Source organism: Aminobacter sp. AP02 (assembly GCF_003148805.1).
Classification (GTDB): Bacteria; Pseudomonadota; Alphaproteobacteria; order Rhizobiales; family Rhizobiaceae; genus Aminobacter.
The window spans coordinates 56,886-81,705 of sequence record NZ_QGGX01000020.1 but is presented as its reverse complement, the minus strand read 5'-3'; the positions used below and the strand labels follow the sequence as shown (position 1 = coordinate 81,705).

25 protein-coding genes are annotated in these 24,820 nt (G+C 62.7%); 10 read left to right on the top strand and 15 right to left on the bottom strand.

What is annotated here, in order from left to right:
* Positions 1 to 142 precede the first annotated feature (142 nt).
* Entirely contained in the window at positions 143 to 337 is a 195-nt protein-coding gene (locus C8K44_RS27810; RefSeq protein WP_109577949.1) for a hypothetical protein, read from the bottom strand.
* 307 nt (positions 338 to 644) lie between these two features.
* A complete protein-coding gene (locus C8K44_RS22185; RefSeq protein WP_109577948.1) occupies positions 645 to 1,226 on the bottom strand; it encodes an XRE family transcriptional regulator in 582 nt (193 codons plus the stop codon).
* A gap of 151 nt (positions 1,227 to 1,377) precedes the next feature.
* On the opposite strand from C8K44_RS22185, the gene C8K44_RS22180 reads away from it, so the two are divergent.
* The 3 genes from C8K44_RS22180 to C8K44_RS22170 all read left to right on the top strand — a co-directional run bounded on the left by C8K44_RS22180 (position 1,378) and on the right by C8K44_RS22170 (position 5,523).
* The gene (locus C8K44_RS22180) at positions 1,378 to 2,580 is read left to right on the top strand and encodes a glycine C-acetyltransferase (RefSeq protein WP_109577947.1); all 1,203 of its coding nucleotides are present in this window, start codon (positions 1,378 to 1,380) and stop codon (positions 2,578 to 2,580) included.
* 16 nt (positions 2,581 to 2,596) lie between these two features.
* Positions 2,597 to 3,619, top strand: a complete 1,023-nt coding sequence (tdh, locus tag C8K44_RS22175) for an L-threonine 3-dehydrogenase (protein ID WP_109577946.1) — start codon at positions 2,597 to 2,599, stop codon at positions 3,617 to 3,619.
* Positions 3,620 to 3,957: 338 nt separating this feature from the next.
* Positions 3,958 to 5,523, top strand: coding sequence for a VOC family protein (locus C8K44_RS22170; protein ID WP_109577945.1), 1,566 nt, complete (start codon positions 3,958 to 3,960; stop codon positions 5,521 to 5,523).
* Between the two features lie 15 nt (positions 5,524 to 5,538).
* Here C8K44_RS22170 and C8K44_RS22165 read toward each other — a convergent pair whose 3' ends face one another.
* Both C8K44_RS22165 and C8K44_RS22160 read right to left on the bottom strand, forming a co-directional pair.
* Entirely contained in the window at positions 5,539 to 5,859 is a 321-nt protein-coding gene (locus C8K44_RS22165; protein ID WP_109577944.1) for a 2Fe-2S iron-sulfur cluster-binding protein, read from the bottom strand.
* A gap of 16 nt (positions 5,860 to 5,875) precedes the next feature.
* Complete coding sequence (locus C8K44_RS22160) at positions 5,876 to 7,123, bottom strand: cytochrome P450 (RefSeq protein WP_109577943.1); 1,248 nt, start codon at positions 7,121 to 7,123, stop codon at positions 5,876 to 5,878.
* Between the two features lie 172 nt (positions 7,124 to 7,295).
* On the opposite strand from C8K44_RS22160, the gene C8K44_RS22155 reads away from it, so the two are divergent.
* Positions 7,296 to 8,141 carry an AraC family transcriptional regulator gene (locus tag C8K44_RS22155; RefSeq protein ID WP_158282775.1) on the top strand — a complete coding sequence of 282 codons (846 nt, stop codon included), beginning with the start codon at positions 7,296 to 7,298 and terminating at the stop codon, positions 8,139 to 8,141.
* Positions 8,142 to 8,229: 88 nt separating this feature from the next.
* The gene (locus tag C8K44_RS22150; RefSeq protein ID WP_109577941.1) at positions 8,230 to 9,033 is read left to right on the top strand and encodes an arginine deiminase family protein; all 804 of its coding nucleotides are present in this window, start codon (positions 8,230 to 8,232) and stop codon (positions 9,031 to 9,033) included.
* Between the two features lie 75 nt (positions 9,034 to 9,108).
* Here the strand turns inward: C8K44_RS22150 and C8K44_RS22145 are convergent, their stop codons facing one another.
* From C8K44_RS22145 to C8K44_RS22120, 6 genes are all read right to left on the bottom strand, one after another.
* On the bottom strand, positions 9,109 to 10,038 hold the full coding sequence (locus C8K44_RS22145; RefSeq protein WP_245417588.1) for a nucleoside hydrolase: 930 nt from the start codon (positions 10,036 to 10,038) through the stop codon (positions 9,109 to 9,111).
* Positions 10,039 to 10,049: 11 nt separating this feature from the next.
* Positions 10,050 to 11,063 (bottom strand): nucleoside hydrolase, encoded by a 1,014-nt coding sequence (locus tag C8K44_RS22140; RefSeq protein ID WP_109577940.1) that lies wholly within the window; start codon positions 11,061 to 11,063, stop codon positions 10,050 to 10,052.
* A 16-nt stretch (positions 11,064 to 11,079) separates the two neighbouring features.
* Entirely contained in the window at positions 11,080 to 12,066 is a 987-nt protein-coding gene (locus C8K44_RS22135) for an ABC transporter permease (protein ID WP_109577939.1), read from the bottom strand.
* Positions 12,054 to 13,094, bottom strand: coding sequence for an ABC transporter permease (locus C8K44_RS22130; protein WP_109577938.1), 1,041 nt, complete (start codon positions 13,092 to 13,094; stop codon positions 12,054 to 12,056). Before C8K44_RS22130 ends, C8K44_RS22135 begins: the two co-directional genes overlap by 13 nt.
* The gene (locus C8K44_RS22125) at positions 13,091 to 14,650 is read right to left on the bottom strand and encodes an ABC transporter ATP-binding protein (RefSeq protein ID WP_109577937.1); all 1,560 of its coding nucleotides are present in this window, start codon (positions 14,648 to 14,650) and stop codon (positions 13,091 to 13,093) included. Before C8K44_RS22125 ends, C8K44_RS22130 begins: the two co-directional genes overlap by 4 nt.
* 118 nt (positions 14,651 to 14,768) lie before the next feature.
* On the bottom strand, positions 14,769 to 15,773 hold the full coding sequence (locus C8K44_RS22120) for a BMP family ABC transporter substrate-binding protein (protein WP_109577936.1): 1,005 nt from the start codon (positions 15,771 to 15,773) through the stop codon (positions 14,769 to 14,771).
* Positions 15,774 to 16,019: 246 nt separating this feature from the next.
* Between C8K44_RS22120 and C8K44_RS22115 the strand changes: the two genes are divergently transcribed.
* A complete protein-coding gene (locus C8K44_RS22115; protein WP_109577935.1) occupies positions 16,020 to 16,604 on the top strand; it encodes an amino acid synthesis family protein in 585 nt (194 codons plus the stop codon).
* Positions 16,601 to 17,185 (top strand): amino acid synthesis family protein, encoded by a 585-nt coding sequence (locus C8K44_RS22110; RefSeq protein ID WP_109577934.1) that lies wholly within the window; start codon positions 16,601 to 16,603, stop codon positions 17,183 to 17,185. The genes C8K44_RS22115 and C8K44_RS22110 overlap by 4 nt, the downstream gene beginning before the upstream one ends.
* 103 nt (positions 17,186 to 17,288) lie before the next feature.
* On the opposite strand, the gene C8K44_RS22105 is transcribed toward C8K44_RS22110, so the two are convergent.
* The 4 genes from C8K44_RS22105 to C8K44_RS22090 all read right to left on the bottom strand — a co-directional run bounded on the left by C8K44_RS22105 (position 17,289) and on the right by C8K44_RS22090 (position 21,036).
* Positions 17,289 to 18,167, bottom strand: coding sequence for a DMT family transporter (locus tag C8K44_RS22105; RefSeq protein WP_109577955.1), 879 nt, complete (start codon positions 18,165 to 18,167; stop codon positions 17,289 to 17,291).
* A gap of 322 nt (positions 18,168 to 18,489) precedes the next feature.
* Entirely contained in the window at positions 18,490 to 19,692 is a 1,203-nt protein-coding gene (locus C8K44_RS22100; RefSeq protein ID WP_109577933.1) for an amidohydrolase family protein, read from the bottom strand.
* A gap of 107 nt (positions 19,693 to 19,799) precedes the next feature.
* Positions 19,800 to 20,342, bottom strand: coding sequence for a MarR family transcriptional regulator (locus C8K44_RS22095; protein WP_245417587.1), 543 nt, complete (start codon positions 20,340 to 20,342; stop codon positions 19,800 to 19,802).
* A 49-nt stretch (positions 20,343 to 20,391) separates the two neighbouring features.
* Entirely contained in the window at positions 20,392 to 21,036 is a 645-nt protein-coding gene (locus C8K44_RS22090) for an isochorismatase family cysteine hydrolase (RefSeq protein ID WP_109577932.1), read from the bottom strand.
* A gap of 256 nt (positions 21,037 to 21,292) precedes the next feature.
* Between C8K44_RS22090 and C8K44_RS22085 the strand changes: the two genes are divergently transcribed.
* The 3 genes from C8K44_RS22085 to msrA all read left to right on the top strand — a co-directional run bounded on the left by C8K44_RS22085 (position 21,293) and on the right by msrA (position 23,991).
* Positions 21,293 to 22,132 (top strand): NAD(P)-dependent oxidoreductase, encoded by an 840-nt coding sequence (locus C8K44_RS22085; protein WP_109577931.1) that lies wholly within the window; start codon positions 21,293 to 21,295, stop codon positions 22,130 to 22,132.
* A 15-nt stretch (positions 22,133 to 22,147) separates the two neighbouring features.
* The gene (locus C8K44_RS22080; protein WP_109577930.1) at positions 22,148 to 22,963 is read left to right on the top strand and encodes an SDR family NAD(P)-dependent oxidoreductase; all 816 of its coding nucleotides are present in this window, start codon (positions 22,148 to 22,150) and stop codon (positions 22,961 to 22,963) included.
* 287 nt (positions 22,964 to 23,250) lie between these two features.
* Complete coding sequence (gene msrA / locus C8K44_RS22075) at positions 23,251 to 23,991, top strand: peptide-methionine (S)-S-oxide reductase MsrA (protein ID WP_109577929.1); 741 nt, start codon at positions 23,251 to 23,253, stop codon at positions 23,989 to 23,991.
* A gap of 24 nt (positions 23,992 to 24,015) precedes the next feature.
* Here the strand turns inward: msrA and C8K44_RS22070 are convergent, their stop codons facing one another.
* Positions 24,016 to 24,813: a M55 family metallopeptidase gene (locus C8K44_RS22070; RefSeq protein WP_109577928.1), complete on the bottom strand. Its 798-nt coding sequence runs from the start codon at positions 24,811 to 24,813 to the stop codon at positions 24,016 to 24,018.
* Between the last annotated feature and the right edge of the window lie 7 nt (positions 24,814 to 24,820).

Here is a 24,820-nt window from a genome sequence, read left to right as displayed (position 1 = left end):
CAGCGGCGCGCCGCCCTCGTTGTTGAGGCGTATATAGTCGCCACCCTCTCACACTGTCAACGACCCTTTCCAACTTTTGCGAATTTTTTGCGACACAAACCAAACCACAAACCCAAACACATGGAAGACCCTGCGGAAGCCATCATCCCGCCAAGCCAAAACAATCCAGAACCAACCCGCCCGCCCCGCCACAACCAGCCAACAGCTTCAATCCCAACGCGAAAACCGCCAGCCCCAACACCCCGCAAAACGCGAACACCACCCAAACCGGAAGAATCGAAAACCCAAAAACGGACAAACCGATGCGGAACAGAGCGAAGCAGCGGGCGAAAACCATGCAGCGGTGATTCACGAGTGGCTATCAGCTGCGCTCATGACGCCGAACACGGCATCAGCGTCGAAACGTAAGGAAACAGCATGGCGATCGGCCGGCGCCAGCACCGCACCTGCGGCCCCATATAATAGGTGCGGACCCTACACCTTGATTGCGGGCCTCATCCGGCACGCCGCGCGGTGTCTACGGCATGCCGAGCCCCTCTATATAAAGTCCCCTCTATATAAGTGGGCCACCGCTTGAACGAACCGGCGGAGGCCGCCGACCTAGGCATCCGCTCTCACCCGGGAGAAAAACCCGGCAGCCTGGTTCAGGCATCCTGGTCGTAAAGAACCACCATCAGTGCCTTGGCCAGCCTCTCGCCCGAGTTGGAGATCTCGTGGCCGACATCGGCGCGATAACGCGCGGTCTCGCCTGTCTTGAGCGCCTGGCGCCCATGCTCGGTTTCCACCCAAAGGCCGTCGGTGTGAGCGGTCAGGTGCTCGAATGTGCCGGGAGCGTGCGGTGCGCTCTGAAGCTTGCAGCCGGGCGCGATCTCGACCTCGTACCACTCGACCCGGCCGGCCAGCGCCGGCGGGCTCAGGATGCGCAGGCGCCACGCACCTTCCGGGCTCTTGATCTCGGGCGTCAGCGCCAGGCTCACCAGATCGATGGCGTTGGTGACTTTGTGATGCGTCACACCGCCAGCGATCAGGTCGGCGAAGTCGATGCCGAGCGCCTGGGTCAGCGACCACAGAACAGCAAAGGTCGGATTGGCCTCGCCACGTTCGATCTGCGACAGCATGGAGCGCGATACGCCTGAAATCGCCGCAAGCCGGTCGAGCGTCAGATGGCGCTCCTTGCGTTCCTTCTGGATTACCGGGCCGATCTTCGGCGCGTCATTCAGGTCCATGTCGCCTCCCCCAAAGCCGGCTCACTGATAGCACCACGTCGCCCGTACTGCGAGGCATTTGCGACTGGACCCGCTGGCACAAGCGAATTCCACTAGACTTGACCTATTATCCGATATACCGGAATTTCCATCTTAACGGAATGGCGAGACCATGAGCCAAGATTTCCTTTCCCACATATCAAGCGTTCTCCAGGGCATCGAGGCCGACGGCCTGTACAAGCGCGAGCGTGAAATCACCGGCCCCCAGTCGGGCCGCATCAAGGTGAAGGGTCCGGCCGGCGAACGCCAGATGGTCAATCTCTGCGCCAACAACTATCTCGGCCTTGCCGACAATGCCGCAATTCGCGATGCCGCCAAAAAGGCGCTCGAAAACTACGGCTTCGGCATGGCCTCGGTGCGCTTCATCTGTGGCACCCAGGACCTGCACCGCGAACTCGAACACGCCATATCGGACTATCTCGGCAAGGACGACGCGATCCTGTTCGCCGCCTGCTTCGACGCCAATGGCGCGCTGTTCGAACCGCTGCTCGGCGCCGAGGACGCGATCATCTCCGACAGCCTGAATCACGCCTCGATCATCGACGGCGTCAGGCTCTCCAAGGCCAAGCGCTTCCGCTACGCCCAGGGCGACATGGACGACCTCGAAGCCCAGCTCAAGCAGGCCAATGCCGACGGCGCGCGCTTCAAGCTGGTGGTCACCGACGGCGTGTTTTCGATGGACGGCCACATCGCCAAGCTGAAGGACATCTGCGATCTCGCCGAGCGCTACGGCGCGATCGTCGCCGTCGACGATTGCCATGCCACCGGCCATATCGGCGAGGAAGGCCGCGGCACGCCCGCGCTGACAGGTGCCGGCAACCGGGTCGACATCGTGACCGGCACTTTCGGCAAGACGCTGGGCGGCGCGATGGGCGGCTTCATCGCCGCATCGCAGCCTGTCATCGACCTGCTGCGCCAGCGCGCCCGGCCCTATCTGTTTTCCAATTCGCTGGCACCGGCAGTTGCCGCCGGCTCGCTGAAAGCCATCGAGATCGCGCGCGGCGCCGACGATCTGCGTGCAAAACTCAACCGCCACACGAAGCGTTTCCGAGATGGCCTGACCCAGGCAGGCTTCACGCTTCTGCCCGGCGAGACGCCGATCATTCCGGTTATGCTGGGCGACGCGGTGCTGGCCCAGCGCATGGCCAAGGCGCTCGACGAGCGCGGCGTCTATGTCGCCGGCTTCTTCTATCCCGTCGTCCCCCAGGGCAAGGCGCGCATCCGCACCCAGATGTCGGCGGCCCTCGACGACGCCGATATCACCCTTGCCATCGACGCCTTTGCCGACGCCGGCAAGACGCTCGGCATCATCTGACAGTCAGGAGTTTCCCATGCGCGCACTCGTCAAGGCCAAGGCAGAGCCAGGCATCTGGATGGAAGAACGCCCGGTGCCCGAGGTCGGCCCGGATGACGTGCTGATCAAGGTCAACAAGACAGGGATCTGCGGCACCGACATCCATATCTACAAGTGGGACGAATGGGCGGCAAAGACGGTGCCGGTGCCGATGGTCACCGGCCATGAATATGCCGGCGTGATCGTCGAACTCGGCTCGCATGTGCGCGGCTTCAAGGTCGGTCAGCGCGTGTCGGGCGAGGGCCACGTCATCGGCATGCGCAGCCGCGCCAGCCGTGCCGGCAAATACCATCTCGATCCCGAAACACAGGGCATCGGCGTCAACCTGCCCGGCGCCTTCGCCGAATATGTCCGCATCCCGGCCTTCAACGTGGTGCCGCTGCCCGATTCGATCGACGACGAGCTTGGCGCGATCCTCGACCCGCTCGGCAATGCGGTGCACACCGCACTCTCCTTCGACGTCGCCGGCGAAGACGTGCTGATCACCGGCGCAGGCCCCATCGGCATCATGGGTGCTGCGGTCGCGCGTCATTGCGGTGCCCGCCATGTCGTCATCACCGACGTCAACCCCAAGCGGCTCGAACTCGCCACCCAGGTTGCCGACGTTACCCCGGTCAACGTCGCCCAGGAAGATCTGCGCGACGCCATGGCGCGGCTGCGCATGCGCGAAGGCTTCGACGTCGGCTTCGAGATGAGCGGCTCGCCGGCCGCCTTCGACCAGCTGATCGAGCATACGCTGATGGGCGGCCGCATCGCACTGCTCGGCGTGCCGGCCAATCCCTTCCCCATCGACCTCGCCAAGATCGTGTTCAAGATGATCACGCTCAAGGGCATCTATGGCCGCGAGATGTTCGAGACCTGGCACAAGATGCTGGCGATGCTGGAAAGCGGCCTCGACATCCGCAAGGTCATCACCAGCCGCATGAAGGCCGACGACTACCAGGCGGCCTTCCACAACGCGGCCAATGGCGAGGCCGGCAAGATCGTTTTGGAGTGGTAGGCTTGTAGCCTCGGCGCACCGACAATGAAGGCCGCGCCGAAAGCGCGGCCTTTTTGTTTGCGGCGGATGGTGCGCGGTCGCCGGCCGCGCGAAAAATGGGCAGTCTGGATCTCACGCCGTTGAATGGGAGCGGCGTTGTAAAATCGGTCTCTAAAAGAGGTATCCAAAAAAGTCGGCGGCAAAATGTGATGCGCCCGTCTACCTAAGGCCTGTGTCAACCACGCGACAAGTGCTGCGCGACCGATCGACCCTGCATTGGGCCCGGTCGAACCTCGGGTTGCGTAGCTCCGCCCGCTGATGGATTGTCGACATTGAAGCAAATCTGCAGGAGGTGCGTCATGGGCGCCGGGATCCACCACATCACGCTCATCACTCGCAAGGTGCAGGCCAATGTCGATTTTTACGTCGGCTTTCTCGGCTTGCGCCTGGTCAAGCAGACCGGCGGTTATGAAGACGCCACGCAGCTGCATCTGTTTTATGGCGACGGTGCCGCCAACCCGGGCACGCTGATCACCTTCCTGGTCTGGGAAGACGGCGCCCGAGGGCGTGTCGGCCATGGCCAGCCAAGCGAGATTTCGCTCGCCATCGAACCATCGAGCATCGGTTTCTGGCTGACGCGGGCACTGTCTCATCACATCGAGATATCAGGCCCTTCAGAGGAGATGGGCGAACCGACCTTGCGGCTCAAGGATCCCGACGGGGTCATCGTCAAGCTCGTCGGCGTCAGCGGTTTTCCGGAGCCTGTCGTCTGGGAAGACAGCGACGTACCGGCCAAGCAGGCGATCCGCCGCATCCGCGGGGCGACGATCCTCAGTGAAGTGCCCGAACTCACCGAAAGCTTTCTTGTGCGCCACTTCGGCTACCGGCCGGCGCAAACCACCGAGTTCATCAGGCGCCTTGTCTCCGATACCGGCGACATCATCGACATCAGGGACGCCAAGGGTTTCTGGACCAGCGCGCCAGGCACCGGCACCATCGACCACATCGCTTTCCGCGCCAAAGACACCGATGAGGTCGAGCGGGTGCATGGCGAGCTTGCTTCCAGCAACTCCACCATTACCAATGTCCACGACCGCAAGTATTTCTACTCGCTTTATGTCCGAGAGCCCGGCGGGACATTGTTCGAGCTGGCGACGGACGGCCCTGGAATGGCAGTCGACGAACCCGCCAGCGAGCTCGGAACGCATCTGTTCGTGCCGCCGGAGCGTGCCGACAAGATCGATGAACTCCGTACGATGCTGCCGCAATTCTCCTGGCCGGGCGAAGAACGCGTGATCTATCGCGACCTGCCCTTCGTCCACCGCTTCTACACGCCTGAGAATGCCGACGGCAGCGTTCTCGTCCTGTTGCATGGTTCGGGCGGCAACGAGACCTCCCTGTTCCCGTTCGCGGCGAAAGCGGCACCGCGCGCGACGCTGCTCGCCTTGCGTGGCCGCGCCACCGACGAAGGCACGCCACGCTGGTTCCGCAGGCTTTCGGCCAACAAGTTCGATCAGGCGGACATCAAGTCCGAGGCGGCGGCACTCGCCGCCTTCATCGAGGGGGCCATCGAAGCCTATCGCATCAATGCGGAAAAACTCTTTTTCCTTGGCCATTCCAATGGCGCCAACATGCTGGCGGCAACGATGCTTTTGCATCCGCATCTGATCCGCCGCGCTGCCCTGCTTCGCGCCGCGATGGTGCTCGAACAGCCGCCCACAGCCGATCTGTCCGATGTCGATGCGCTGCTCATTGCCGGCGACGTCGACGTGTTCAGCAGTTTTGGTCCCGACCTCGCCGGCCTGTTGCGCGACGCCGCCGCCCAAGTCGACGCCCGCACCATATCTTCGGGCCATGGTTTCGACGCCGGCGATGTCGAAATCGTCGGGGCTTGGATCGCAGCGCGCGTCACGCCCTCGGCTTAAGCGGGAAGGCTGGCCTCAATACTGCTCGCGCGGCAGATGCACCACCAGGCCGTCAAGCGCGTCCGACATCTTGAGCTGGCAGCTCAGCCGGCTGCGTGTCGTCGGGTTCATCAGGCACTCGATCATGCCCTGCTCGGAATCATCGGGCGGAGCCAGACGGCCGATCCAGGCGTCATCGACATAACAATGGCAGGTGCCGCAGGCGCAGGAGCCACCGCATTCGGCGAGGATCTGGTCGATGCCGTTGGCGACTGCCACGGACATGACACTCTGCCCTTGCTGGGCGGTAAGCTCGGTCACCTGACCGTCGGCATCGATGAAGGTTACGCGGTACATCTAGAAAACTCCGGAATCAGGCGGGCGTCAGGGCCAGGCGCAGGACCTTGGGGCCGCGCACGGACAGGCCGCGCTTGTATTGTGGTTCGGCGTCGACCAGCGAGATCGACGACAGGCGCTTGAGCAGCGTGGTGAAAATCACCTCCATGTCGAGCCGCGCCAGATGGTTGCCGAGACAGAAATGAGCGCCGCCGCCAAAGGCGAGGTGGCGGTTCGGGTTGCGGCCAACGTCGAAGGTGTCAGGGTTCTCGAACTGGGCAGGGTCACGGTTGGCAGCGCCATAGAGCAGGCCAAACTTGGTGCCGCGCGGGAAGCCCTGGCCGCCAACCACGCAATCGGTGGTCGAATAGCGATGGAAGAAGGGCAGCGGCGATTCGAAGCGAAACATCTCCTGGATCGCGGTGTGGATCAGACCAGGGTCCGCCTTCAGCCGCTCCATCTGGTCGGGAAAGCGCAGCAGCGCGTGCATGCCGGAGCCGAGCACGTCGATGGTCGAGCCATGGCCGGCCATCAGGATCAGCATGCAGGTCGAGACCAGCTCGTCCTCGTTGAGCGCGCCGGCATCCTGTGCCGCCATCAGCCGGGTGATGAGGTCTTCCTGAGGCGCCCTGCGGCGCTCGGCCATCAGCTTGAGCAGATAGTGGTAGAACTCGGTCGTCGCCTGCTCGGCCAGCGCCTTGCGCTCGTCGGAGCGGTCGATGTCGAAGAACTGGACAACCCTTTCCGACCAGACACGCAGCTGCGGGCAATCCTCGTCAGGCACGCCGAGCACGCGGCCGATGATGTGTCCGGGAACCTGGGCGGCAAGCTCCTCGACGAAATCGATCTCGCCCTTGCCGATCAGGCTGTCGACCAGCTTTTCGACGAAGCGCTCGATCATGCCGCGCTGGCGAGCGATGAAGGCGGGCGTGAACTCGCGGAACACCTGCTTGCGCAACCGGTCGTGCACCTCGCCGTCGCTGTCGAGCATCGAGAACTGCACGAAGCGCTGGTGGTGCGGCATGTCGAGCCAGTTCTGCAGGCGCTTCTGCTCGGTGATCTCTTCTTCCGACATGAAGAATTCGGGCGAGCGCACCATCGAGATATCGCGCGCGATCGCCGCGACATCGTCGAAGCGCGTCACCAGCCACATATCGAAATCGGCGAAGAACTGGGGCGTACCCTTGTCGCGCAGTGCGGCGTAGGCGGGGTAGGGGTTCTGGGCGAAGGCATCCGTCAAAGGCTCGAAAGCCTGACCATCGCTTGCCAACAGGTTAGCGGTCATCCAACGCTCCAATCCATGGAATGCCGCCGCAATACGGCTGGCTGCGTTCAGCCTAATGGCAAGGGCGGCAAAATGAATGCATCGCAGTCGCACGATGCTGGATAAAACTCGCATCCCCCATCTTGGGAGGATACAAAGAGCCGAACTCATTGAGAGCAACACCTGCCCAAAAATGACCATGACTCCGGATGCAAGCAACGAAATCTTCTTCCACACGCCAGGTCGGCATGCGAACGCTTATCCCTACAAGATCCTGGTCGCGGGCCGCACCCGCTTTTCCCATAGCGACGGTTTCGTCACCCGGCGATTCCATCACCACACGCTGATCTACACCTTGTCGGGACTTGGCCTGATCGAAGTCAGCGGCAACAACGTCACGGCTGGACCGCAAACCATCACCTGGCTCGACACATCGATGCAGTATGCCCATGGCTGCCATCCCGAGGCCAGCCACTGGCACTATCTCTGGATGAGCATCGAGGGTTATGGGCTCGACGCCGTCTTCTCGTTCTTGCGCGTTGCCAACAACCCGCTGTTTGCTGCAATCGGCGAGGTCAGCGCCGGCAGCTTCGAGCGTGCCATCGACAACCTCGATCGACGCGGGCAGACGACCGACGCCATTTCAAGCACCATCGTTGCCCAGCTTGTCGAGACGCTTGTCGCCGAGCGGGGAGAGCACCACAGCTCCGAGGACCGGGGCGAACGCGTTTTGCGCGTCATGCGCGAGGTGCGGACCGAAATCGCCAGCAACTGGCGGATTGAGGAACTGGCCGCAATCTCCAGCCTCAGCGCTTCGCAGCTTCACCGGCAGTTCAAGGAAAAGACCGGCACGACACCGATGGACTGGATTCGCCACGAGCGCATGAACCTGGCCAAGCGCCTACTGACGGAGCCCGGAGCCAAGATCGCCACCGTGGCGCTCGCCTGTGGTTATGCCGACCCCTATCATTTCAGCCGCGATTTCCGCCGTATAGCCGGACAGTCGCCGAGCGAGTTTCGACGCGCGCAAGGGCAATAGCTCGCCCGCGTGTCACCCGTCGACAGACCCGGCCAATTCGGGCACGTTGAGGCAAATCCGCCCGACCCCCGAATGCGAGCACACCGACATGACATCCAAGCCTGCGGTCTACGAGTTCAATGCGGCCATCGTGCGCGAACCGGCGCGGTCGGTGACCAATGGCCTGCGCGCCGACGATCGCGGCAACCCGACCTTTGACGGCGTCAAGGCCGAGCACTCCGCCTACATCGCCGCCATGCGCGCGGCAGGTGTCGAGGTAACCGTGCTGCCGGCGCTTGAAGACTTTCCGGATTCGATCTTTGTCGAAGATCCGGCTTTGGTCTTTCCTGAAGGTGCGATCCTGCTGCGACCGGGCGCTGAGACCCGCGTTAACGAAACATCCGAGATTGCGCCAACGCTCAGACAAATGTTTGAAACCGTTCTCGACCTGCCGTCGCCCGGTTTCGCCGACGGCGGCGACGTTTTGACGACACCCAAAAGCGTGATGATCGGGCTGTCGGCCCGAACCGACCGGACCGGCGCGGAGGGGCTGATATCAAGCCTCTCCAGGCTTGGCCGCAAGGCCGAAACGGTGCAGACCCCCGAAGGCGTGCTGCATTTCAAGAGCGACTGCTCGCTGCTCGACAGCGAGACCATGTTGTCGACGAAGCGGCTCGCGCGCTCGGGGGTGTTCAAGGGTTTTCGCGAAGTGCTGATCCCCGAAGGCGAGGAGCCTGCCGCCAATGCGTTGCGCGTCAACGACGTGGTGATGGTTGGCGCGGACTATCCCAGAACCATCGAGATGCTCGACAAGCTTGGCTACAAGGTGGCTGCGCTCAAGACCACCGAGATCGGCAAGATCGACGCAGGCCTGTCCTGCATGTCGCTGCGCTGGCATCGCGGCCAGCGCTAGCGATCAAGAGTTTGGGCGGCGGCGCGGGCCAGGAATGTCCGCCGCCCTCCTTCGACGTCACTTCATGAGCGACGTTCAATCCCTGAGGAGATCGAACATCAGCTTGAAGAAGCGGTCGGCATCGACCTCATAGGCGATCTTGGCGTTGTCTTTTTCGCCGCGCTCGCCCCAGAAGTCGGCAACCGTGGCGCCGAAGGTAAATGTGCCCGAGAGGTCGACACCAATGTGGGCCGGACGGGTCTTGACGAGGGTCGGATCGATCGCCAGCGCCAGCACCAGCGGATCGTGCATGGCTCCGCCGACACCCATCGAATTGCGGTGCAGCTTCTCGTAGTACAGCAGCCAGTCGTTGACGAGCTTGCCGAGCGGCGTGTCGATCGTGGCAAGCTCCGCATATTGCGGCGCCTCGACCAGAACCTGCATCGTCACGTCGAGCCCGACCATGGTGATCGGCACGCCTGAATCGAGAACGATGCGCAGCGCTTCGGGATCGCAGAAGGCGTTGAATTCGGTCGGCGTGATGATCTCGCTCTTGCGGTAGAACACGCCGCCCATCCAGAGCAGTTCCTTGATCTTGGGCAGCACCTCGGGGTGCTTGAGGATCAACAGGCCGATGTTGCTGAGCGGGCCGGTGGCGACCACCAAAATCGGCTCGGCCGAGGCAAGCAGCTTCTCGGCAAGGAAGTCGACCGCGTGCTGATCGACAGGCTTGATGGTCGCCTGCGGCAGGTAGGGCGAGCCTTCGAGGCCGCTCGGACCGTCGGCTGTGCCGAGCACCAGCGGACGCGCCAGCGGGCGATGGCAGCCGGCTGCGACGGGCACGTTGCCGGCGCCGATATATTCCAGGATGCGCAGCGCGTTGGTCGTCGTCTTTTCGAGTTCCGAGTTGCCGCAGGTTGTGGTCACGCCGAGCAGCTCGATATCGGGCGAACGATGCGCCATCACCAGCGCAATGGCGTCGTCGTGGCCGGGATCGCAGTCGAAGAGGATGGGTGTAGCTGTCATGATCTCGCCCCTCACGCTGCCCGCTCGTAGCGCGCGATGGTTTTCTTGAACATTTCGAGGAAGCGGCGACCTTCGAGATCGGTGCCGATACGGGTGGTCTTGGGTCCGCCGCCGGGCAGGATCTGGAAGCCGCGATAGGCAACGGTCTGGCCGCGCGCCACCCGCCCGTCGAGCAGCACGTCGACGAACAGCGGCTCGGTCAGCGTCGCCAGTTCCGGATCGAAGGCGAGTGCTACGGTAATGACGTCATCGAGCGGGAAGCCAACGAGACCGAAGAACTCGCGCCAGATGTCGATATAGATCGGGAACACCTCGGCGATCATGTCGAGCACCGGGTTGTTCTTGGCTATCGCCTGCATGTCGGCGATATCGTCACGCGTCAGCATGGAGGTTGCGACGCGGTTGTCCTCGCAGATATCGAGCGGAACGAGGATCTTGGCGACATCGGCATTGAGCACGATGCGCGAGGCCTCCGGGTCGGCCCAGATGTTGTATTCCGTCACCGGCGTGATGTTGCCCGGCGTGGTGAAGGTGCCACCGAGAACGATCAGGCGCTTGAGCGCCGTGGTCAGCCTGGGCTCCTGCAGCAGCGCCATGGCTGCATTGGTCAATGGGCCGGTGGTGACAAGCGTGATCTCGCCCGGATTGGACATCACCGTGTTGATGATGAAGTCGACGGCGTGACCCGGCGTCGCCGCGCGCTTGGGCGTGGGAGCCGGTGGGTTGAACTGCTTGAGGCGATCGCCGAACCGTGCGGTGAGCGTCTTTTCGAAATGAACCGGCGCTTCCATGTCGGCCTTGGAATGGCCGACGATCGGCCGCCATGCACCGGCATAGACCGGGATGTCGTCGCGGCCGGCGAGCGACAGCGTATTGAGCACGACATTGGTGACCTGCTCGATGGGGCCAGCCGCACCGGTGCAGGTGGTCACCGCCTCCAGCTTCACGTTCGGATTTGCCGCGGCAAACAGCACGGCGAGAATGTCGTCGCCGGCCGAATCCACGTCGAGAATTATGCGTTCCATTCCTTGGTACAGCCCTTCACGTAAGAGGTTGCTTGCCGGTCTCGGCCGGCTTGTTGTCGACCGAAAGCAGCTTGCGCATGCTCTCCAGGGTCTCGCGAATGATCTTCGGGCGGCTGCGGTAAGACAGCGCGAACAGTGCCGTGAGCGCCACCAGATAAGGCACCGCCAGGATCAGGTAGGACGGGAAGCCGAAGGTCTGCAGCCGGAGCGAAAACGCGTCGGCGAAACCAAAGAGCAGGCAGCCCGCCAGCACCTTCAACGGACTGCCGTTGGAGAAAATCAAGATGGCGACCGCCATGAAGCCACGACCCGAGGACATGTTTTCGGTGAACATGGTGATGTAGCCAAGCGACAGGTGCGCGCCGGCGAGGCCGGCCAGCAGGCCGCACAGCAACGAGGCTATGTAGCGAACACGCGTGATCGAGATGCCGAGCGCCTCCGCGGCCTCAGGCTTTTCGCCGACGACACGGATATAGAGGCCAAGGCGGGTGCGCTTGTAAAACAGCACCAGAAGCGGCACGGCGATGAAGGCGACATAGACCATCGGCGTGAAGCCGTTGATCAGCGGCGCCCACGAACCCAAAAGATCGCGCGCGCCAGGAATCTGTACCTTGGGCAGGCCGACGATGCCCTTGCCGACGATCGAGCCGCGGGTACCGAAGATCGCCTTCATCAGCGAAATGGTCATGCCGCCGGCCAGGATGTTGAGCGCGAGGCCGACCACCACTTCATTGGCGCGGAAGCTGACGACAAGCACCGCGAAAGCGAGCGCGAACACCAGTGCCGCCGCGACACCGCAGGCAACGCCCACCAGTGCCGATCCAGACCAGATCGAACCGAGCACGGCAAAGAAGGCGCCGACCAGCATCTGGCCCTCAAGGCCGATATTGAAGATGCCGGCCTTGGTGGTGAACGAGCCGCCAAGCGCGACGAGCAGGATGGGGGCTGTCATCCGCAACGTTGCGACGAGCAGGGCGACGTTGAAAAGGCTTAGAATTTCCATCGGCGCTCTCCTGCCGTGCTGTCGCCGCGACGTTTCATCAGCACCTGGGCCGAGACGCTCAGGATGATCAGTGCCTGGATCACGGTGATGATTTCGCGCGAAGCGTTGGTGTCGGTCTCAAGCAGCAGCGAGCCGTTGCGCAGCGCGCCGAAGAACAGCGCGGTCACGATCGTGCCGATCGGCGAACCGTTGGCGAGCAGTGCCGCGATCAAGCCGTCGAAGCCGAAGCCGGGGGCGAAACCTTCCATGAAGCGGTGGTGCACGCCGAGCGTTTCGATGCCGCCGGCAAGGCCGCCGACCGCACCCGACGCCAGCAGCACCATGAAACCCTGACGCTTGACGTCGATGCCGCCATATTCGGCGAATTTCGGCGCCGAGCCGACCATGGAGATCGAGTAGCCCTTGGCCGTGGAGCGGAAGAACCACGCAACGAATAGCGCCAGTGCAAGGCCGATGATCAGGCCCCAGTTGAGCCGCGAGAAGGCAAACAGCTCGGGCAGATAGGCAGTTGCCAAGATCGGTGGGGTCTCCGACCAGCCGCCAGGACGCTTGAACAGGAAAATGGTGAGGTAGGAGGTCAGCAACACAGCGACGTAGTTGGACAGGATCGTCGAGACGACCTCGTTTGTACCGTAGCGTGTACGAAAGAAAGCAGGGATCGAAACCCAGGCGGCACCCGCGATCACCGCTACTGTCATTGCGACCACGACGTGCAGGCCGGGGGGGAGTGGCATGGCGAAACCGACCCAGGCGGCGGCGAAGCCACCGAGAAACAGCTGGCCCTCGATACCGACATTGAACATGCCGCCACGCAAGCCGATGCACGCGGCAATGCCGCAGATCAGGATGGGCGTGGTCTGCAACAAGGTGCCGGCGATCTTGGCCTGGTCGCCGAAGGCACCGCGCATCAAGGTCATGAACACCTTGGTGGGACTTTCGTCGATCAGCATGATGATCACGGCGCCAATGGCGAGCGCGATCACAACGGCGACGATCTGGCCGGAGAATGCACGCAATTTGTCGTTCACGACGCCACCTCGTCCGAAACGATGCCGGGTTCGAGACCTGCCATCATCATGCCGATCCTTTCGCTGTCGGCGCTGCCGCCGTCGACCTCGCCCATGATCCGACCGTTGAACATCACCAGGATGCGATCGGCCAGGGTGAGTAGTTCGTCGAGCTGCACCGAAATGACGAGCACGGCGCGGCCGCTAGCGCGCTGGCGCATGATCTCGTCGTGAATGGATTCCTGCGCACCGATGTCGACGCCCCGTGTCGGCTGATCGATCAGCAGGAAGTCCGCATCATTGGTGAATTCGCGCGCCAGAACGACCTTCTGGATATTGCCGCCCGACAACCGCTTGACGGTGTCTTCGGGGCCACGGGCGCGTATGTCGAAACGCTTGATCATCTCGACGGCCTGATTGCCCGCGGCGCGCCAGTCGAGGATGCCGTTGCGGCTCCACGGCGCCTTGTTTTGCCGGCCCATCAGGAGATTGGAGGAGATCGAGGCACTGCCGTCGACGCCACGCACCAGACGGTCGCCAGGCACGTGAGCAAGACCGGCCTCGCGAATCGCCGCGGTCGAAAGCGCCGTCAGATCGCTGCCCTTGAGCATCGCCGAGCCATGGCTGGCAGGGCGCAGGCCCGACAGCACTTCGGCAAGCTCGGTTTGGCCGTTGCCGGCGACACCGGCGATACCGACGATCTCGCCGCCGCGCACGGTGAAGGTTGCGTCGCGCAAAGCCGGCAGGCGGCGGTCGTCGCGCGCCCACAGGTTCTTGACGTCGAGCACGACCTGGCCGTCGGTCTTTTCGCGCGGGCGCCGATCGAAGCTGACATCGCGGCCGACCATCATGCGCACCATATCGGCCTTGGTCAGCTCGGCGGTCGGTCGCGTCGCGACATGCTTGCCATGGCGCAGCACGGTCACGGTGTCTGAAACCTCCATCACCTCTTCAAGGTGATGCGAGATGAAAATGACGGTCATGCCGCCGGCAACGAAGCCGCGCAGCGTCTGGAACAGCTCGCGGCTTTCCTGCGGCGTCAGCACAGCGGTCGGCTCGTCGAGGATGATGGTACGGGCGCCGCGCGCCAGCACCTTCAGGATTTCAATGCGCTGTTCGATGCCCACGGAGAGAAGCGAGACGCGTTCTTCCGGCTCGACCTTGAGGCCAAAGCGCTCGGACAACTCGCGGGTCTTCGCGATCTGTGTAGCGTGGTCGATCAAGCCGTTGCGGCGGATTTCCATGCCAAGGAAGACATTGTCGGCGACCGACAGCGACGGCACCAGCTTGAAGTGCTGATGCACCATGCCGAGGCCGGCTGAAATCGCCGTGGCAGGGTCGCCGACCACGGTGTCTTGGCCGTTCAGGCGAATCTTGCCTTCGTCGGGCTGCAGCAGCCCGAACAGGATGTTCATCAACGTTGTCTTGCCGGCGCCGTTTTCGCCAATGATGGCGTGGATCTCGCCGCGCTTGACGGTGAGATTGACATCCTCATTGGCAACGAAGGCGCCGAAACGCTTGGTGATACCGATCAATTCGACGGCGGTTTGTGCCGTAGCTGGCGACGTGGTCGACACGGGAGCCTCGCAGCTTCAGACGTATCCGTTCCGTCAGACGAAACGGATACGTCGTACCTGGTCTTGGGAGAAATGGTGCCGCGAGCCGTGGGGGCGGCCCGCGGAGAAAGGCCGACCCTTACTTGTGCCGGGTGACCTTGATCGAGCCGTCGGCGATGCCCTTCTTGATCTCGTCAAGCTTGGCCGTCACGTCGGCTGGAATGGACGGCGCGATGTCGTCGCAGATCTTCACTTCGACGCCACCTGCGGCGAGGTCGAACGTGCGGGTGCCCGGGGTGATCTTGCGGCCTTCGACCTCGTCCTTGATCAGGGAGTAGACGGCAATATCTCCGCGCTTCAGCATCGAGGCCAGTACGTTGCCCGGAGCCGAACCGCACATGTCGATGTCGACGCCGATCGAATACTTGTCGGCGGCAGCGCTCGCCTGCATGACGCCTTCACCCGTCGGGCCGGCGACGTTGTAGACGATGTCGGCACCCTGCCCGTAGAGCGCGAGGGCCAACTCGCTGCCCTTTGCCGGATCATCAAAGGTGCCGGCGAAAACCGGGTTCACCTTGACGTCGGGGGCTGCATATTTCGAACCTTCCTCATATCCGCCAAGGAAGTTGCGGATGACCGGGATATCGCGGCCGCCGACAAAGCCGATAGCCTTGCCGTCGCCGATCTTGTCGAAGCTGCTTCCCTGATTCTCGATCATGCCGGCAAGCGCGCCTGCAACGAAGGAGCCCTGCTCCTCGGCGAAGTTGGCATAGATGATCTTGTCTGAATCGAGCACGCCGTCGATGAAGACGAAACGCTGGTTCGGATAGGCTTCGCTCGCCTTGGTCAGTGCGTCGACCAGTTCCCAGCCCATGACGAAGATGAGGTCGTACTGGCCGCCCTTGGCGAGGTTAGCGAACTGCTCTTCATAGTCGAGCGCGCGGTTACCGGTGTCGACCAGCTTCAGGTCAATGCCGAATTCGCTCTTGGCCTTGTTGAGTCCGTCAACAATGGTGATGCCGAAGCCTTGCGCGAAATAGCCGGAGATCGCCGCAACGGACACCTTGTCCTGGGCCGCGGCGGAGCCGATCGAGGCCGCAAGAGCCGCGCCGGCGATAATGCATTTACGGAATACGCTTTTCATCTCAACTCCCCAATAGACACCTGGCAGCAAGTGCCGGCCTCTTCCTCGACGCCCGCAAAACTTGTTGGTGGTCATATGACTTTATGGGTGGTCAAACAAACTGTCAATCGGCCAGCGAGCAGCCAAAATCGATGTGAGCAATCGACGCGGCGGCGGTTTCACGCATCCGGCTTGACAAAAATGCCGAACCGATAATTGTTGCTACTCTAACAAGTTTTTTCAGCCCGCCAGAATGTGGAGCAGTCGATGCCGGACGTGGTCGTCAGAAAGTTTGTCGTACAGGTCGAAGAGATTTTTCATGAAGGCGGGCCGGTGCGCGCCGAGCCGATCAAGCGCGGCACGGTGCTTGCGGTTGTCGAAAACCCTTATGCCGGGCGTTATGTCGAAGACATCACCCCATTCATGGAAGATTTGAAGCCGCTCGGACTGGAGATGGCGACGCGCCTGCTCGAAGCGCTCGGTGGCGATGCATCTGATATCGAGAGCTACGGCAAAGGCTCCATCGTCGGCGGCGGCGGCGAACTCGAACACGGTGCGCTTTGGCACAATCCGGGCGGCTACGCGATGCGTGAGCTTCTGGGCGGGGCCAAGGCCATCGTGCCGTCGAGCAAGAAGGTCGGCGGCCCCGGCGTTCGCATCGACATTCCGGTCACTCACGTCAATGCCTCCTACGTGCGCAGCCATTTCGACGCGATCGAGGTCGGCATCAACGACGCGCCGCGCAACAACGAACTGGTGTTCGTGCTCGCGATGACAACGGGTTCGCGCGTGCATGCCCGCGTCGGCGGCCTCGACGCCAAGGACATCAAGGGCGAGGACGGCTTGCGATGAGCGCCGAAATCAGGCGAATCATCACCATCGTCGAGGAAACGCGCACCGAAGGCGGCAAGGCGGTTAATCCGCCGACGCGCCGCGCTGCGGCGGTTGCGGTCATCCGCAATCCCTATGTCGGCACCTTCGTCGACGACCTCGAAGCACTCAGCGACATCGGTGCCGAACTCGGCGACATTCTGCCGCGCCGCGCGGTGGCAGCACTCGGCATTGCGGGCGACCAGGTCGAGAGTTTCGGCAAGGCAGCAGCGGTCGGTGCCGATGGCGAACTGGAACACGCAGCCGCCATCCTGCACCCCAAGCTCGGCGCCCCGTTCCGCGACATTCTCGGCAAAGGGGCAGCGCTGATCCCGTCGTCCAAGAAGCGTGGTGGCCTCGGCATCCCGCTCGACATTCCGTTGGGCCACAAGGACGCTGCCAAGGTGCGCAGCCACTTCGACGGCATGGAAGTGCGCATTTCCGACGCGCCGCGCGCCGACGAGATCGTGGTGGCGATCGCCGTCACCGATTCGGGCCGCCCGCATCCGCGTGTCGGCGGGCTGACCAAAGACCAGATCGTCGGCAAGGACGGCATGAGCTGAAAAAGGCTGCCCTCGGGGCGGCCCAAATGAAATACGTATTGCCACAAAGGCTGGCCGCAGAGATTGAACGTCTGCGACCGCCTTTTATCTGCCTGGCCACGATTCAGCGTCGAAACAGCCTGCCGTCGATGATGACCAGGCTAGCCAAAATCAACGCAACGCCTGCGTACTCCAACGGCTCCAATCTCTCGCCCAGGAACAGTGCACCAAGCAGGATCGCGCTGACAGGGACAAGAAGCGTCACCAATGATGCGTTGGTCGCTCCCACCGAGGCGATGAGGTTGAAATACAAGATGAAGGCGAAGGCCGTCGTGAAGACAGCGAGAGCCAGCACGGTCATCCATATCGGAAAGCTCGCCGTCACGAGATCGCGGGGCTCGTGGAGCCACAAAACAATTGGCACCATGAGTGCGGCAGCGCCAGTGAGCTGGCCGGTCGCCACGACCGATGGCTTGATATCTCGAAACCGCTTCGCATAGACGACGGCAAAGGCATAGGACACCGCTGCCCCCACGATGGCGAGCTTGGCCCACACTGGGCCGCCCATGCTGGACTGAAGGCCGGGACCGACCATGACCGCCGCTCCGACGAGCCCAAGCCCCACGCCACCGAGCCTGGTAGCCGTCAGCTTTTCATCCGCCGTCAGCAGGTTTGCGACAAGGATCGTCCAAAGCGGCGTCGTGGCGTAGAACACGGAAGCAAGGCCAGCCCCAACTTCCGTTTGCCCCGTGAAGATCAGAGAAAACGGGATCACATTGTTGAGCAACGCGAGGACCAGGAAGGAACCTGGCCGAGCCAAAACAGGGGAGAAGGAAATGCGGCGCATCCTCAGCCAGAGGTGCAGGACCAACGCCGCAATTGTCACCCGATAAAACACGAGGGCCAGCGGCGGAATCTCCGCCACCGCAATGCGCGCAAAGAAGAAAGAGCCACCCCAAAGTAGGCCGAGGAGCAGGAGTTGCCCCCAATCGCTTGCCGACATCGATCGCGTCAATGTTGCGGTGCGCAATGAATTGGCCATCCAAAATGAACGGGTTGATGTTTCTTATTGTAGCTTCGTTTGGCAATCCAAATATTGGGTCAATATTCCAAATAGTTTTCCTACGTTGGAATAGTGCCGTCAGCTCCTTCGAGATTGCGAAATTCTCAATCTCCCCGCATTTCGATACTCGATACTAAGGCGAGCTCTCGTGGCAGCGACTTCCGATACCGCTAAAAGATGCGGCAAGGAAAACCACCCGCAACGGCCTGCTGCGAGCGGCTTCAGCGATCAGGATCACCTCTTTTCCTCAGGTGCCTGGCGATCAGACCGCGACGATTTCCGGCACGCGGATCGCCGGCGGCGTGTTGCGGCTGCGGGCCGTGCGCACCACACCGTCGACCATGATCATGCCGATGCCGGGCAGGTTGCCACGCGCCAGGCTTTCGAGGAAATCCTTGCCTATGCCGCCTGCTGCCTGATCCATGAACACCAGGTCGGCAGCGCGGCCGGCGGCGATCAAGCCACGGTCATCGAGCTTGCGCACCCGCGCAGTATTACCAGTCGCAAAGCAGAAGGCCACTTCCGTCGGCACGTCGCCCAGCGAGGCGAGGTGGCAGATGGTGCGCAGGATGCCGAGCGGCTGAACGCCCGATCCTGCCGGCCCATCGGTACCCAGGATGACCCGGTCGAGCTCGTCGCGCTCCTTGGCGATGGAGAGCACGAACAGGCCGGTGCGCAGGTTGCCGTTATGCACGATCTCCAGCGCGCGCGTGCCTTCTTCGCAGATGCGGCGGATCTCTTCATCGGGCAGTGCCGTCGGACCGCCATTCACATGCGCCACGACGTCGGCATCGACTTCGAGCACGACATCGGCGCCGATGCGGCCCGAACCGGGGATCGAAGGGCCGCCGGTGTGGGTCATCGAGGTCATGCCGTATTTGCGAGCCCAGGCGATCATCTGCTTGCCGGTCGGGCCGTCCTTGACGCCGCCGAGGCCGACTTCGCCGATCAACGTCACGCCTGCCTCGGCCAGTTCGCGGAAATCGTTCTCGGTCATGCCGGGTTCGAGCACCGGCGCGCCCGCGATGATCTTCATGCCGCTAGGACGGAAATTTGCAAAGGTTCGCTGTGCGGCGATGCCCAGCGCCTTTATGCCGACGATATCGCGCGGCCGGCCCGGAAAATGCGCCTCGCCGGCCGAGATGATGGTGGTGACACCGCCATGGAGCGTCGAATCGATCCAGCCGATCTGGTTCTGGCGCGGTGTCCAGTCACCTGCAACGGGGTGGACGTGGTTGTCGATCAGACCTGGTGTTACGACACAGCCCTGAGCATCGATGCTACGGGTCGCGCCCCCGAGATCGAGGTCGCCAGCCTTGCCTAGCGCCGCGATGCGACCTTCTGCGACGACAATGGTGTCGGCATCGAGGATCGGTTGGGCGAGGTCGCCGCTGAGCATCAGGCCGACGTTGCGAATGACGAGCTTGTCTGCGGCGGCAGCCTTGTTTTGCGGTTCAGGCGACATCGATGGCGTTCCTTGCGTCTGTTTGGGGGCATGAGGCGGTCGATCCGGCCCAAGGCCGGCAATCGGTCGCTTCGGAGAATGGTTTGAAGAGGTGCCAGGTCAGCCTGTCATTTGCCTTCCACGCCGCCCGGTTCGTCGCCGCTGATACGTTGGAGCAGTCTGAGCAGCGTCGCCTGTTCGGCCGCCGTCAGCGGCGAAAGCAGTCTCTGGCCGACTTCGACACTGCGTGCGAGCCGCTCCAGCGTATAACGCGTGCCTTCGTCCGTCAGGGTGATGATCGTCAGACGCTGGTCGGTGTCGGAGGCGCTGCGCTTGATCAGCCCCTGCTTCAGGAGCTTGCGCACCACCAGGCTGATAGTTGAGGGATCCATCGCCGTCATGCGACCGAGATGGTTCTGCGAAACTTCGCCATGCTTGAGGACGGTGGCAAGGGCCGCAAACTGTGTCGGCGACAGGTCCTCGCCCGCCATAACCTGCTGGAAGCAAAGCGTGGCGCGCTGATGGGCGCGGCGCACGACGTAGGCGGGATGGGCGTCCAGGTCGTAACCGGTCTTGGTGTATTGGGTCATCGTCTCTTCGCGGCTCAGCGGCTGATTGGCCGCCCGCGCCGTCTGGCGCTTGAATTTCTGGGCTTCGTCGAGGGTTGTCACGGCGCTTCCAACTCCTGGCTTGAAACCTGAGATTCGCCGACCCCAACGGTTATGCGGCGATGGTGGTATTTTCGACGAAAGCGCCGTCACGCAGCGCTCTCACAACACTTGCCGCATCGCTGACGACGCCGAAATGGGTCGAGATATCATAGAGCGTGCTTTCCTGCTCGCGCGGACCAGTGGCGGCACAGCAGTCGGCGGGCACCACGACTTCATAACCATTGAAGAACGCGTCATGCACGGTCGACCGCACGCAGATGTTGGTGACCACGCCGAAGACGATGATCTGGTCGACCATCATATCCTTCAGCGTCATGTCGAGGTCGGTCTGGAAGAACGACGAGTAGCGGCGCTTGATGACGTGGATCTCGTCATCTTGAGCGCCGAGATCGTCGATGACCTCGGTTCCCCAGGTGCCCTCGACGCAATGCGGCGCGCGCTTCAGCCACTCGCGGTCGCGGCGCATGTTGCGGCGATGCGCATCATGGACCCAGACAACCGGCGCACCCGCGGCACGTGCCGCTTCGATCACGCTCAGTTGCGGACCGACGAGCGTCTCGTAGCCCGGCAACACCATGGCGCCACCCGGCTTGCAGAAATCATTGATCATGTCGACGACGATCACCGCCACGCGCGCCGGATCGATCTTGACCCCTGCGTCCTGGCGATGTGACGAAAAGCTGTCCAGTGACATGATCCTACCTCTTCAGCGAAACTGCCGATTGTTGGTGGTCATACAAAAAACCGTGACGACTTCCAAGTCAATCCTTGAGCTGGCAGCTTGTCACAATATGGCGGGCCGGCGCGCATCGCCAACCGACTTGCGACTTCATCCGGCGCTTATCCCCGGCAAGAAATGCATTGACAAGCGGAACCGTTTGCGGTGTCCGATTGTTTGACCATCAACAATATTTGCCCGCGGCACGCCTGACCGACAAGAGGAGCCTGAGATGAAAATCGTCATTACCGGATCAAGCGGACTGCTTGGCCGCCACGTCGCCTCAGCCTTTGTCGCCGCCGGCCACGACGTGCTCGGCATCGACACGGTCGCGCCTGCCGAAGGCGCATGGGCTCATGTCAGCGCCGACCTCACCGATCTCGGCCTGACACTGCAGTTGGTCCGCGACTGCGATGCGATCGCCCATATCGCGGCGATCCCGCGCCCGCTCGGCAAGGCGCCGGCTGAAGTATTCAAGACCAACATGGCGATCGCCTACAATGTCATCGAAGCGGCCGCGCTTTCGAGGGCAAAGCGCTTCATCTACGCCTCGTCCTTCAGCGTGCTCGGTTATCCCTTTGCGGAAAACTTCGTCGATCCTGCCTATCTGCCGATAGACCACAACCACCCGATCGGTGCGCAGGACGCCTATGGCCTGTCGAAATGGCTCGGCGAAGAGATCGTCGAAGCGGCTGTCCGCCGGGGCGCGTTTTCGGCGGTCAGCCTACGTATGCCCTGGATCCAGACGCCGGAAAGCTTCTTCGACAGCGTCGGTCCGCGCCGCAATCTCGCGGAAGCGGCCCGTGACTTGTGGAGCTATCTCGATGCGCGCGACGCCGCCGATGCCTTCGTCAAGGCTCTGGCCTGGCAGGGCGAGGGCCATCTGCGCACCTTCCTCAGCGCTGCCGACACCTATTCGCAGGAAGAGACGGAAGCTTTGGTCAAGCGCGCCTTCCCGGCATCGCCGCTGAAGCGCCCGCTTTCGAGCCATGACACGGTCATCGACAATACGCATGCGCTGGAAACGCTCGGCTTTGCGCCGCGCCATTCCTGGCGCGCTTACGGCAAATAAAGACAGGAGACGAAGATGATGCGTTTCGAAGGCAAGGTCGTTCTGGTCACCGGCGGTGGCGGCGCGATCGGCAGCGCTGCGGTGCGCCGCTTCATCGATGAGGGTGGCCGCGTGTCGGTCGTCGACCTCGACGGTGAACGCGCCGCGCTAGTCGCCTCGGCATTCGGCAACAAGGCGATTGCCGTCACGGCGGATGTTTCCGACGAGACTGCGGCGCAACAGGCCGTCGCAACGACTGTTGAGGCCTTTGGCCGGCTTGATGCGGTGTTCAACAATGCCGGCATATCCGGAAAGGTAGCGCCTGTCCACGAACTGCCCGTCGAGGAGTGGGACCGCATCGTGCGGATCAATCTGCGCGGCATGTTCCTGGTGCTCCAGGCCTCGCTCAAGGCGATGATTTCCGCCGGCATCGAAGGCTCGATCGTCAATATGGGTTCGTCGATGGCCGGCTGGGACGTGCTGTCGGGTGGCGCCGGTTATGCCTCGACCAAGCATGGCGTCGTTGGGCTCACCCGGGTCGCCGCGCTCGACGCAGCCGCCTACGGCATCCGCGTCAACGCCATCTGCCCCGGCGTCATCGAAACAACGCTTGGCGTGCCGTCAAACGACCGCGAGGCCTATGTTACCGGCATCCAGCGCTTTGCCGACCGCATTCCGCTGCGCCGCATCGGTCAGCCTGAGGACGTGGCGGCGGCCGTCGCCTTCCTCGCCTCCGACGAGGCGCGCCACATCACCGGCGTCGACTGGCTGATAGACGGCGGGCAGACCTTGCAGAGCTTCGCCAACGCGCCCGACGCCGGCAGCTATCCGCGTCACCGCCAGTCCAACTGAGCCGGCAAGCTGTTCCAGGCCGACCCTGCGGTTGCCCTGGGGTCGGCCTTTTTATGGGCGTCACCGTGACCAGATAGTGGCGTTGGCCTACCAATCCGTAATGCGCAGACCATATGGCGGCAAGGTAGCATCGCGCATTTGAGCGAGGGGCCCTTGCTTCGTGAGCAGGGGGCCTTGCACTGATTTGCCGAGGCCCATTCACTTGCGCGTGACCTCGCTTGTTCCCCATAACAAAACCCACTCAGCCTTCGTATCTTGTGCAACGGCCCGGCATAGGGAGAACACCGATGACCAAGGCACTTTCAAGAGCGAAGATCGCCACCCGGCACCGCAAGGCATTCTGGCTTTCAGCAGCTGCTGCTGCAGTCGGCGCTTGGGCTTTTGTCGCAGCACCGAGCGCGGCCCAGGAGGGGATACGGATCCCGGCCCCGGCACTCGACGAGCCGGCGCAAGCCAGCTCGGAAGTGGCGGTACTGGCAGGCGGCTGCTTCTGGGGGGTGCAAGGCGTCTTCCAGCATGTCTCGGGTGTCAAGGATGCCGTCTCAGGCTACTCCGGCGGCGACAGCAGCACCGCGCAATACAACACGGTCAGTACCGGCTCGACCGGCCATGCGGAGTCGGTGAAGATCACCTTCGACCCGCACAAGATCAGCTATGGCCGGATCCTGCAGATCTATTTCTCGGTCGCGCATGACCCGACCGAGTTGAACCGCCAGGGACCTGACACTGGCACGCAATATCGCTCGGCGATATTTCCGGCCAACGCTGAACAGGCGGCGGTTGCCAAGGCCTATATCGCGCAGCTCGACAAGGCCAGGATCTATGATGCTGCGATCGCCACCAGCATCGAACCCGGCCACGCCTTCTATCCGGCCGAGGCGTATCACCAGGACTTTCTCGCCCTGAACCCGACCTATCCCTACATCGTCTACAACGACCTGCCGAAGATCGAAAATCTCAGGCGGCTGTTTCCCGACCGCTACCGCAGCGACCCGGTGCTGGTGTCGGAAGCCAAGGCGTCCAACTGACCAACACCGGGTCATTCCGCGCATCTAGACGATGAAGCGTATTGCGCGCTGGATTTCGAAGAAGTCGCTCGCCGTAAAGCGCAGCGTGCGCGCTGCCACGTGTTCGACTCCAGGGTACCAGCTGCCGCGATAGGCCTCGATCGGATTGGTGTATTCGACGACCAGTTCGAAGCGGTCGGCAAGCTTGGGGAGGCAGCCCTTGAGATCGCCCGACAGAGCTTTCTCCACGCCTTCGCGGATGGCCGCCACCGAGGCTTTCGGCGTCAGCGACCTGGTCGCAGGGCCAAAGCCTTCGCTGGTGGCCACGGTTCCGATGCCCGAGACGATCGCCTTGGCTTCGGCGCACATGCCGGCATCGCCCGAAAGAAACGCCGACGGCACGCCATAGCGCGCGGCGCAGAACGCGTTCAGCGTGAACTCCGACGCCACCTCGCCATTGATCAGCAGCCTGGATACCGTGCCGGTGAGCGTATGCGCCAGCGGGTTGGTGTCGGTGCCGGCCTTGTTGTGGTAGCCGGTGTAAAGTGCCGCCGAAAAGCTCTTGTCGATACCGAACATCATGATGTCGGGGTGGCCGCTCCAACCCCTGAAGATGCTGACATAGGCCGGCAGCTTAGACAGGATCAGGTTGCGGGCGGTGGAGTGCGCGTCCTTGACTACCACTTCCTTGGCACCGGCAGCCCGCGCGCCTTCGCAGGCGGCGACCAGCTCGTCGGTCATGTATTCGCGGAACTCCTCATATTCGGGGTGCCCCTTCTTGGCCTCGTCCCAGGCGGTAATGCCGGCGGTGCCCTCGATATCGGCGCTGATGAAAACCTTCATGATCGTA

Coding starts and splice junctions, on each gene's coding strand:
- C8K44_RS27810 (WP_109577949.1), bottom strand. CDS start 337: ATGGTTTTCGCCCGCTGCTTCGCTCTGTTCCGCATCGGTTTGTCCGTT.
- C8K44_RS22185 (WP_109577948.1), bottom strand. CDS start 1,226: ATGGACCTGAATGACGCGCCGAAGATCGGCCCGGTAATCCAGAAGGAA.
- C8K44_RS22180 (WP_109577947.1), top strand. CDS start 1,378: ATGAGCCAAGATTTCCTTTCCCACATATCAAGCGTTCTCCAGGGCATC.
- tdh (WP_109577946.1), top strand. CDS start 2,597: ATGCGCGCACTCGTCAAGGCCAAGGCAGAGCCAGGCATCTGGATGGAA.
- C8K44_RS22170 (WP_109577945.1), top strand. CDS start 3,958: ATGGGCGCCGGGATCCACCACATCACGCTCATCACTCGCAAGGTGCAG.
- C8K44_RS22165 (WP_109577944.1), bottom strand. CDS start 5,859: ATGTACCGCGTAACCTTCATCGATGCCGACGGTCAGGTGACCGAGCTT.
- C8K44_RS22160 (WP_109577943.1), bottom strand. CDS start 7,123: ATGACCGCTAACCTGTTGGCAAGCGATGGTCAGGCTTTCGAGCCTTTG.
- C8K44_RS22155 (WP_158282775.1), top strand. CDS start 7,296: ATGACCATGACTCCGGATGCAAGCAACGAAATCTTCTTCCACACGCCA.
- C8K44_RS22150 (WP_109577941.1), top strand. CDS start 8,230: ATGACATCCAAGCCTGCGGTCTACGAGTTCAATGCGGCCATCGTGCGC.
- C8K44_RS22145 (WP_245417588.1), bottom strand. CDS start 10,038: ATGACAGCTACACCCATCCTCTTCGACTGCGATCCCGGCCACGACGAC.
- C8K44_RS22140 (WP_109577940.1), bottom strand. CDS start 11,063: ATGGAACGCATAATTCTCGACGTGGATTCGGCCGGCGACGACATTCTC.
- C8K44_RS22135 (WP_109577939.1), bottom strand. CDS start 12,066: ATGGAAATTCTAAGCCTTTTCAACGTCGCCCTGCTCGTCGCAACGTTG.
- C8K44_RS22120 (WP_109577936.1), bottom strand. CDS start 15,773: ATGAAAAGCGTATTCCGTAAATGCATTATCGCCGGCGCGGCTCTTGCG.
- C8K44_RS22115 (WP_109577935.1), top strand. CDS start 16,020: ATGCCGGACGTGGTCGTCAGAAAGTTTGTCGTACAGGTCGAAGAGATT.
- C8K44_RS22110 (WP_109577934.1), top strand. CDS start 16,601: ATGAGCGCCGAAATCAGGCGAATCATCACCATCGTCGAGGAAACGCGC.
- C8K44_RS22105 (WP_109577955.1), bottom strand. CDS start 18,167: ATGTCGGCAAGCGATTGGGGGCAACTCCTGCTCCTCGGCCTACTTTGG.
- C8K44_RS22100 (WP_109577933.1), bottom strand. CDS start 19,692: ATGTCGCCTGAACCGCAAAACAAGGCTGCCGCCGCAGACAAGCTCGTC.
- C8K44_RS22090 (WP_109577932.1), bottom strand. CDS start 21,036: ATGTCACTGGACAGCTTTTCGTCACATCGCCAGGACGCAGGGGTCAAG.
- C8K44_RS22085 (WP_109577931.1), top strand. CDS start 21,293: ATGAAAATCGTCATTACCGGATCAAGCGGACTGCTTGGCCGCCACGTC.
- C8K44_RS22080 (WP_109577930.1), top strand. CDS start 22,148: ATGATGCGTTTCGAAGGCAAGGTCGTTCTGGTCACCGGCGGTGGCGGC.
- msrA (WP_109577929.1), top strand. CDS start 23,251: ATGACCAAGGCACTTTCAAGAGCGAAGATCGCCACCCGGCACCGCAAG.
- C8K44_RS22070 (WP_109577928.1), bottom strand. CDS start 24,813: ATGAAGGTTTTCATCAGCGCCGATATCGAGGGCACCGCCGGCATTACC.